The organism is Streptomyces sp. SID11385 (genome assembly GCF_010548245.1).
Lineage (GTDB): Bacteria > Actinomycetota > Actinomycetes > Streptomycetales > Streptomycetaceae > Streptomyces.
The window spans coordinates 1-4743 of the sequence record NZ_JAAGLR010000413.1 but is presented as its reverse complement, the minus strand read 5'-3'; the positions used below and the strand labels follow the sequence as shown (position 1 = coordinate 4743).

Here is a 4743-nt window from a genome sequence, read left to right as displayed (position 1 = left end):
GTACGTATCTCAGGAGGACGATCGCCGTGCGCCGCACGCCACTTCGCGCTCCCCGCGCCGCCGCCGGGTTCGCCCTGTTCGCCGTTCTGGCGCTCCTCGCCGCGGGGTGCGGCTCCGGCGACGACTGGGCGGGGCCGCGCGCCGCGCCCACGCCGCTCGGCGCGCTCGGCGCCGGTTTCGCCGGGCCCTCGCCGACGCCGACGCCCGAGGCGACCCTCACGCCGGAACCCGGCTCGTGGAAGGACGTGCACCCGCCGCGCGGCTACCGCGTCGTGCTGCTCACCGCCGGGGACGACGGCCCCACGAAGACGCTCGTGCGCGCGGTGCGGGAGTGGGCGGGGGCGGAGGACGTCGCGCTGCGCACCGTGCGGGCCGAGGGGGAGCCCGACCTGCTGCCCTCGATCGACCGGGCGATGGACCTCGGCCCCGACCTCGTCCTCGCGGCCGGCAACACGCTCGTCGACCCGCTCGCCACCGTGACGCCCCACCACCTCGACCGCCGTTTCCTCGTCGTGGGCGCCGAGTTGGCGGAGCCCACCGAGAACGTGACGGCGGTCGACTGGAGCGGGGCCTCGTTCCGGGGCGAGGGGCTGGGGATGTCCTCGACGTACGACGCGGCCTCGTTCACGCCCGCGCGGAGCGCGGCGGCCGTACGGGCGGGAGTCGCGGCGGTGCTGCACGGGCTGACGGGGATCGTGGTGTGGGTGGACGAGTACTGAGGGAGCGGGCGGCCGGGTGCGTGCGCCGGGCCGGGGTCAGGCGCGGTCGCGCTTGATGCGGAGGGCCGAGACGAGGAAGAAGACGCCGCCGAGGAGGGCGTACCCGGCCAGACTGCTGAGCTTCGCTCCGTCGGCGCCGGCCATCGCGACGAAGGACGCGCCCGCGAGCGTGGAGATCGCACCGCTCGCGATCATCGCCCACTGCCCGCCGATACGGCGCCGGAGCGCCCCGACGACGAGCTGGACGAGGCCCGCGGTGATCGCCCACGCGCCCCACACCCGCAGCACCGCGGGGACTCCGGACGCGGCGGCGACCGCGAGGCCGATCGCGGTGAGGGTGCTCAGCGCGATGTTCGCGTACAGCCCCCGTACCGGCCCCGCGCCCGCCCGCGCCGAGCGGACGTCGACGACGGCGCACGCCACGTCGAACAGCGGATAGACGACGAGCAGCGTCCCGCTGAGCGGGCTCAGCCCGCTGTCACCCGTCGCGAAGAGGACGGCGGCCCACACGGCGGCGAACGCGAAGCGGGTGAGGTAGAGCTTGCGGAGGGAGGCGGGGGCGGCCGGGGTGCCAGGGGCGGTGCGGGAGGTGGGGGCGGTGGCGTGGGTGCTCATGGGGTTGCCTCTCGGGTGGGGACGGGGTCGGCCGGGGCTTGCGGCTGACTGAGGGAGAACGCTCGGTCTCCTTCTTATTCAAGGCCCGGAGTCGTCGCCTGTCAAGACCGAACGTTCTCCCTCATTGCTTGGTACGCTCGCCCGCATGACTCGGGGTACTGGTGGTGCGGGAGGGGGCGGCGCCTCGCGCGGCATGTCGGAGGCGCGGACGCGGCTGCTCCGGACGGCGACGGAGATCTTCTACGCGGAGGGCATCCGCTCCGTCGGCGTCGACCGGATCGTCGCGGAGGCGCGGGTGACCCGGGCGACGCTCTACCGGCACTTCTCCGGGAAGGACGAACTCGTGCTCGCCTGTCTCGCCGGGGCGGACGACGGGATCAGGGCGCGGGTCGCGGAGGTGCGGGCCGGGGCGGAGACGCCCGTCGGGCGGGTGCGGGCCGTGGCCGGGTCGATCGCGGAGGGCGTTCGGGCGCCGGGGTTCCGCGGGTGCGCGTTCCTCAACGCCGCCACCGAGTATCCGGACCCCGTGCACCCCATACACCGGGCCGTGGTGGCCCACCGGAAGTGGTTCGCCGAGACGGTCACGGAGTTGCTGGCCGAGGCGGGGTGCCTGCCGGCCGGCGAGGCGGGGCGGCGTTTCGTGCTGCTGCGCGACGGGGCCATGGCGGCGGGGTGCCTCGGTGACCCGGAGCGGGTCGCGAGGACGTTTCTCGGCGGGGTCGAGGGGATTCTGCGCGCGGAGCTGTGACGGGCCGCAGCGCGCCGGGTGCCGGGGCGCTCCGCGTCAGGGGGTCGGCGGCGGCAGTTGTCCGGAGATCTTCGTGAGGAGGGAGTGCAGGGTCGTGCGCTCCTTCTTGGTCAGGGGGGCGAGGATGTCCTCCGTCACGGCGCGCATCGTGGTGTCGAAGCCCGCGATGTGCTCGTCCGCCTCCCGCGTCGCGTAGACGCGTTTGCTGCGTTCGTCGCCCGGCTCCGTACGGCGCTCGACGAGACCCCGGCGTTCGAGGCCCTTGAGGAGGCTGGACACGCTCGCCGCGCTCGTGCGGCTCGCCTGGGCGATGTCGCGCTGCATCGCGCCCGGGTTGCGGACCAGGTAGCCGAGGGCGAACGCCTGCTCGTGACTGAGTTCGCGCTCCCGCATCCAGTCCTCGCCGCCCTTGCGCAGGGCCCAGACGATCCAGCGCATGAGGTCGAGGCTGCCCGTGGGGCCGAAGTCCGGTGTCGCCATGCCGAGAAGCCTAATCGTGGGTGTTCGGTTCGTGCTTTGACTGTTAGAACTCTAACTGTTAGCTTTCCAAGTGAGCGTTCGGCATCCAGCTGTCGCGTGCGCCGTGCGGCGCCTCCCGTGCCGCACCGTGCCACGCGCCTTGCGCGCCCCTTCCCTCCCGAGCAGCCCCGGCGCCCGTCGCCGCGCGCTCGACACGCCTGAGCCGCGCGCTCGGAACCTCCGCGCCGCGCGGCCCGGAACCTCCGAGCCGAGCGCTCGAAGCTGCCCGAAAGGAGCACCGCCATGACCACCACACCTCCGGAAACACCCGCGCCGCCCACGGACGCCGTGGGCACCAACCGCTGGTACCTCTCCAGCGCCCCCCTCCTGCGTGCCCTCGTCCACCTGTGCGTGCCGATGGCGGCGGGGACGGCCGTCAGCGCCGTCTACAACGTGATCAACTCCGGTTTCGTCGGCTCGCTGCACAGCACGTCGATGCTCGCGGCGATCACCTTCGGCACCCCGATGCTCGCCCTGGTGCTCGCCTTCGGCGGCGTCTTCGGCGTCGGCGGCGGCGCGCTCGTGTCGCGTCTGCTCGGGGCGGCCGAGCGGGAGCCCGGGAAGGCGGGCGAGATCAAGCACGTCTCCTCGTTCGCGGTGTGGGGCTCGGTGATCGCCGGGGTCGTGATCGCGGGCCTCGGGCTCCTGCTCCTGGACCCGATCGTGTCGGCGCTCGGCGCGGACGGGGCGGCGGCGGGGCCGACGAAGCACTACGTCGCCGTGATGCTGGCCTTCGTGCCCGTACTCGCCGCGTCGCTCTGCCTCGAAAGCCTCGTACGGGCCGAGGGTGCCGCGCGCCAGGCGATGACGGGGCTGATCCTGTCGACCGTCGCGAACCTCGTCTTCGACGTCCTCTTCATCCTCGTGCTCGACTGGAACGTGGCGGGCGCGGCGGCGGCCGTCGGGCTCGGGAACGCCGTGAGCCTCGCCTACTGGGCCTTCTGGCTCCACCGCAACAGCGAGCACATGAGCCTGGCACCGCGCTGGTTCACCCTGCGGACCTCGGTGCTCAAGCCGGTCTTCGGCGTCGGCGGCGGACAGCTCCTCCAGGCCGGCTTCATGATCGTCACGAGCCTGCTGCTCAACAACTACGCCGCCCACTACGGCGACAGCCCGCTCGCGGCCATGGGGGTCGCCGTCCGTATCGCGCAGGTGCCGGAGTTCCTGCTCATGGGCGTGACGATCGGGGTGCTGCCGCTGCTCGCCTACGCGTACGGGAAGGGCGACCGCACGCGCCTGAACGCCTCGCTGCGGGCCTCCGCCACGGCCGTCGGGGTCGTCGGGCTCTTCTTCTTCGCGGCGATCATCGGCTTCCGCGAGCAGGTCATCAAGATCTTCTCCTCGGACGACTCGGTCCTCGCCTTCGGTACGACGGTGCTGCTCGCGCAGCTCGTCGGCATGGTCGGCAACGGCTTCACCGGCCTGCTGACCACGCTCTTCCAGGCGACGGGCCGCGCGCGCCCGGCCCTCGTGATGGCCTCGGCGCCGGGGGTGCTGTTCATCCCGATCGTGATCCTGGGCAACCACTGGTTCGGCCTCGACGGCGTCATCTGGTCGCTGACGGCGACGGAGGTGATCGTCCTCTTCATCGGCTTCGGGATGTGGCTCGCCTCCCGCGCGGCGATCGACGAGGGCCTGGCGGAGGGGAGCCCGGAGCGGGCGGAGGAGGTGCTGGAGGAGGTCTGAGGGGGAGCGGGGACCGGAGGTACGGGGCGCCCGTCACCCCCCGCCCGTTTCCTCCAGCGCCGCTTCCGCCGCCGCCAGTGCCGTCGCGGCCTGGTGGCCGACCTGGTCGCGGGGCGGGATCGCGCGGAGGCCCAGCGCGTCGGCGAAGTCCCCGCACCACGTGGTCAGGAGGGCGTGCGCGCGGGTGCGCAGGGGCGTGGCCTCCGGGGCGGTGGCGCGGGTCAGGAGGTGGTGCAGGAGTCCGGCGGCGCGCAGGGGCTGGCGGCGGGCGGCGACGGCGAGGGCGTCGATGTCGGCCACCGTGAGCGGCGGGCCCCCGGCGAGGGACTGCCAGGAGGAGGCCACCAGCTCGTAGAGTCCCTCGCCCATCCACGTCAGGACGCGGAGGCGCGGGTCGTCGGCGGGCAGCAGGGGCCGTGCCTCGGCGGCCAGGGCCGTGATCGCGCGACCGCCGTC

5 protein-coding genes and 1 pseudogene are annotated in these 4743 nt (G+C 73.7%); 3 read left to right on the top strand and 3 right to left on the bottom strand.

Features of this window, described 5'->3' with window-relative positions:
• Positions 1–719 (top strand): hypothetical protein (locus G3I42_RS12730; protein WP_343244533.1); only part of this gene is annotated, 719 nt, incomplete at its 5' end.
• 36 nt (positions 720–755) lie between these two features.
• Here G3I42_RS12730 and G3I42_RS12725 read toward each other — a convergent pair.
• The gene (locus G3I42_RS12725; RefSeq protein ID WP_164285454.1) at positions 756–1334 is read right to left on the bottom strand and encodes a hypothetical protein; all 579 of its coding nucleotides are present in this window, start codon (positions 1332–1334) and stop codon (positions 756–758) included.
• Between the two features lie 145 nt (positions 1335–1479).
• Between G3I42_RS12725 and G3I42_RS12720 the strand changes: the two genes are divergently transcribed.
• On the top strand, positions 1480–2082 hold the full coding sequence (locus tag G3I42_RS12720) for a TetR/AcrR family transcriptional regulator (RefSeq protein WP_164285452.1): 603 nt from the start codon (positions 1480–1482) through the stop codon (positions 2080–2082).
• A gap of 36 nt (positions 2083–2118) precedes the next feature.
• On the opposite strand, the gene G3I42_RS12715 is transcribed toward G3I42_RS12720, so the two are convergent.
• Positions 2119–2562 carry a MarR family transcriptional regulator gene (locus G3I42_RS12715; protein WP_164285450.1) on the bottom strand — a complete coding sequence of 148 codons (444 nt, stop codon included), beginning with the start codon at positions 2560–2562 and terminating at the stop codon, positions 2119–2121.
• Positions 2563–2844: 282 nt separating this feature from the next.
• Here G3I42_RS12715 and G3I42_RS12710 point away from each other — a divergent pair, with 282 nt between their 5' ends.
• Positions 2845–4287, top strand: a complete 1443-nt coding sequence (locus tag G3I42_RS12710; protein ID WP_164285448.1) for an MATE family efflux transporter — start codon at positions 2845–2847, stop codon at positions 4285–4287.
• A 33-nt stretch (positions 4288–4320) separates the two neighbouring features.
• Here the strand turns inward: G3I42_RS12710 and G3I42_RS12705 are convergent.
• Positions 4321–4743 (bottom strand): annotated as a pseudogene (locus G3I42_RS12705) (hydroxylacyl-CoA dehydrogenase); the annotation flags it as partial.